Annotated in this window: 5 protein-coding genes; 4 read left to right on the plus strand and 1 reads right to left on the minus strand. The window is 71.9% G+C overall.

Features of this window, described 5'->3' with window-relative positions; translation table 11 throughout:
* A partial coding sequence (locus tag ABZY11_RS43475) for a hypothetical protein (RefSeq protein WP_356484468.1) occupies positions 1-438 on the minus strand: 438 nt, incomplete at its 3' end.
* A gap of 177 nt (positions 439-615) precedes the next feature.
* Here ABZY11_RS43475 and rimP point away from each other — a divergent pair.
* The 4 genes from rimP to ABZY11_RS43495 form a co-directional block, all read left to right on the plus strand.
* A complete protein-coding gene (gene rimP, locus ABZY11_RS43480) occupies positions 616-1113 on the plus strand; it encodes a ribosome maturation factor RimP (RefSeq protein WP_356484469.1) in 498 nt (165 codons plus the stop codon).
* Between the two features lie 2 nt (positions 1114-1115).
* Positions 1116-2156 (plus strand): transcription termination factor NusA, encoded by a 1041-nt coding sequence (gene nusA / locus ABZY11_RS43485; RefSeq protein ID WP_266427444.1) that lies wholly within the window; start codon positions 1116-1118, stop codon positions 2154-2156.
* Between the two features lie 180 nt (positions 2157-2336).
* Positions 2337-2615, plus strand: coding sequence for a YlxR family protein (locus tag ABZY11_RS43490; protein ID WP_356484470.1), 279 nt, complete (start codon positions 2337-2339; stop codon positions 2613-2615).
* Positions 2616-2762: 147 nt separating this feature from the next.
* Positions 2763-3574, plus strand: an 812-nt coding sequence (locus ABZY11_RS43495; RefSeq protein WP_356484471.1) for a translation initiation factor IF-2 N-terminal domain-containing protein, incomplete at its 3' end; no start/stop codon positions are given.

The following is a 3574-nucleotide window of genomic DNA, read 5'->3' on the forward strand; positions in this document are numbered from 1 at the left end:
CAGGATCACCCAGGAGTTGGCGCTGCCCGAGTCGAAGGGCAGGTCCGGGCCGCCGAACAGATGGTTGACTCCGGCGGCCCCGGCGTCGGTCGCGCGCGACCGCGTGAAGGTGAGCGCCTGCCCGCCTTCGGGCGCCAGCGCCTTGGCATGGGCGCGTACGGCGTCCCGCAGCGGCGAGAGCCCGGCGGCGGTCGCCGGATGGGCTTTGAGTACCTGCTCGTACCCGCCGAGCAGTTCCAGGCTGGCTCGCGCGGCGGCTGCCCGGATCCGCTTCTCCGCCCGTGCCGCCGAGGCCTGTTCGGCCGCGGTCGCCGCCCCGGACCGGCCGGAGTCCTTCCCACGTCCGGGCCCGTCACCGCAGCCGGCCAGCACCGCCCCCAGGGCGAACGCTCCCGTCGCGGTGAACACACCTCTGCGCGTCGTCCCCGTGCGCCGCACCTGTTCTCCTTCGGGCCTGGACCTGACTTGACTGGATCTGTCCTGAAGTGATCACCGCAGGCGAGCGTACCCGCGGCCGTGAAGCGGGCGGACGGCAACACCCCTCGGGACCGGATACCCTTTGACCTGACACGCGAGGATCCCCACAACAGCACACGCGGCCGAGGAGTCACCCGGATGAGCACCACCCAGAGCGAGAGGCTGCGCGGGCTGCTCGAACCGCTCGTCAGCGCCGAACAGCTGGATCTCGAAGAGATCGAGGTGTCCCGGGCCGGCCGCCGCCGCGTGCTGCGGATCATCGTGGACTCCGAAGAGGGCGTCGAGCTGGACGCCTGCGCCGAGCTGAGCCGCGCGATCTCCGAGAAGCTCGACGAGACCGACGCGATGGGCGACGGCGAGTACGTCCTCGAAGTCAGTTCCCCCGGTGCCGACCGTCCGCTGACGGAGCACCGCCACTACGTACGTGCCACGGGCCGCCTGGCCAAGCTGCACCTGCGCGAGGGCGGCGAGCTGGTGGCCCGCATCCTCGCCGTGGACGAGGAAGGCCTCGACCTCGAAGTGCCGGGCGTCAAGGGCCGCAAGCCCACGTCCCGCCGGGTCGCCTTCGACGAGATCGCCAAGGCGCGCGTGGAGATCGAATTCAGCCGCAAGGACAAGAAGGAAGAGGAGGCGTAGCCGTGGACATCGATGTGAAGCTCTTGAAGGGCTTGGCACAGGACAAGGAGATCCCCTTCGACGTGCTCGTCGAGGCGATCGAGTCGGCCCTCCTCATCGCCTACCACCGTACCGACGGAAGCCACCGCCGCGCGCGAGTGAAGCTCGACGAGCGCGGCCATGTGACGGTGTGGGCGAAGGAGGACCCGGCCGACCTCGAAGAGGGCCAGGAGCCCAAGGAGTTCGACGACACCCCCTCCGGCTTCGGCCGGATCGCCGCGACCACCGCGAAGCAGGTCATCCTGCAGCGGCTGCGCGACGCCGAGGACGACAAGACGTTCGGTGAGTACGCGGGCCACGAGGGCGATGTCGTCACCGGCGTCGTCCAGCAGGGCAAGGACCCGAAGAACGTCCTGGTCGACATCGGCAAACTCGAAGCGATCCTGCCGGTGCAGGAGCAGGTGCCGGGCGAGGAGTACACCCACGGTCTGCGGCTGCGCACGTACGTCGTGCGGGTCGCCAAGGGTGTGCGCGGCCCGTCCGTGACGCTGTCGCGGACTCACCCCAACCTCGTGAAGAAGCTCTTCGCGCTGGAGGTTCCGGAGATCGCGGACGGTTCCGTCGAGATCTGCGCGATCGCCCGCGAGGCCGGTCACCGCACCAAGATCGCGGTCCGTTCGACCCGCTCCGGGCTGAACGCCAAGGGTGCCTGCATCGGCCCGATGGGCGGCCGGGTACGCAATGTCATGGCCGAACTGCACGGCGAGAAGATCGACATCGTGGACTGGTCGGACGACCCGGCCGAGATGGTGGCCAACGCGCTGTCGCCCGCACGGGTGAGCCAGGTCGAGGTCGTCGACCTCGGCGCCCGGTCCGCCCGGGTCACCGTGCCGGACTACCAGCTGTCGCTGGCGATCGGCAAGGAGGGGCAGAATGCCCGCCTCGCCGCCCGCCTGACCGGCTGGCGCATCGACATCCGTCCGGACACCGAGACCGACGCCGAACGCGACGTCGCCGACCGGGAGCGGGCCGAGCGGGCCCGCGAGCGGTCCGAGCGTCGCTGACGGGCACCCGCCGGACAGCCGGCCCGCGCGGCACACCGGGCGCTCCGGGAAGGGGCGCCCGGCGACGCTCGCGCGGGCCGCGGGGAATACATCTGGGCGGTACGCCGCTGAGATCACGACAACATCCGTTCGATTTTTGCCCCAAAGGGGTGAGGTCGGTGCGGGGAGGTAGACTTAGACGTGTCTGGCCGGACGCACGCCCGCGCTTGCCCTGAGCGAACCTGTGTGGGATGCCGGGAGCGGGCGGCCAAGAGCGAGCTGCTGCGCATCGTCGCGGACGGGGACGACTGCGTCCCCGATCCTCGCGGTACGCTGCCCGGCCGGGGTGCCTATGTACACCCCGTCCCCGTCTGTCTGGACCTGGCGGTTCGCCGCCGGGCCTTTCCCCGGGCCTTCAAGGCCAAGGGGCCGTTCGACCCCGCCGCAGTGCAGCGGTTCGTCGAGCGGGTGACACCGTAAGAAATGAACGGCACGGGACCCCGTGCGGTCAGGTACCTCGCGAGTTGGAAGTAGGTCGAGATTGCGATGAGCACTCGATGAGTACGCGATGAGTACGCCCATGAAGTAGCGACGGTCCGGCGGTAACCCGGACCTAAAAGGAGCGAAGTGGCTAAGGTCCGGGTATACGAACTCGCCAAGGAGTTCGGCGTCGAGAGCAAGGTCGTCATGGCCAAGCTCCAAGAACTCGGTGAATTCGTCCGTTCGGCGTCCTCGACGATCGAGGCGCCGGTTGTACGCAAGTTGACTGACGCACTGCAGGGGCCCGGCGGCAACGCCGGCAAGTCCGCTGCAAAGCCTGGCGCGCCCCGCAAGGCGACGCCCGCAAAGCCCGCAGCGCCGTCCCCGGCCGCTGCGGCACGTCCCGCTGCCCCGAAGCCCGGCGCCCCGGCCCCCAAGCCGGCCCCCGCCGCACCGGCGAGCAGCACCCCCGCAGCGCCTTCCGCGCCGGCTGCCGGCCCGCGTCCGGGCCCGAAGCCCGCGCCCAAGCCCGCTCCGGTGACTCCGGTGCCCGCCGCCGAGTTCTCGGCTCCGGCTCCGGCCCAGCAGGCTGCCCCGCAGCAGCAGGCCCCGCGTCCCGCGGGTGCCACGCCCGGGCCTCGTCCCGCCCGTCCGGCCCCGGCCGGCCAGCGTGACGGTGGCCAGCGCGACGGCGGCCGTGGTGGCGAGCGCGGCGGTGACCGCCCCGCACGTCCCGCAGGCCAGGGCGCCGCGCGCCCCGGTGGCGCACGTCCGGCCGGTCCCCGTCCGGGCAACAACCCCTTCACCTCCGGTGGCTCGACGGGCATGGCCCGTCCGCAGGCGCCCCGTCCCGGCGGCGCCCCGCGTCCCGGTGGCGGCCAGGACCGTCCGGGCGCCCCGCGTCCGCAGGGCGGCCCGGGTGGTGCTGCGCGTCCCCTGGGTCAGGGCGGCGCCCGTCG

Origin of the sequence: Streptomyces sp. NPDC006510 (assembly GCF_040611955.1) — a bacterium.
GTDB lineage: Bacteria > Actinomycetota > Actinomycetes > Streptomycetales > Streptomycetaceae > Streptomyces.

Bases quoted from the DNA above. Each gene is read 5' to 3' on its own strand.
- rimP (WP_356484469.1), top strand. From the start codon at position 616: ATGAGCACCACCCAGAGCGAGAGGCTGCGCGGGCTGCTCGAACCGCTC.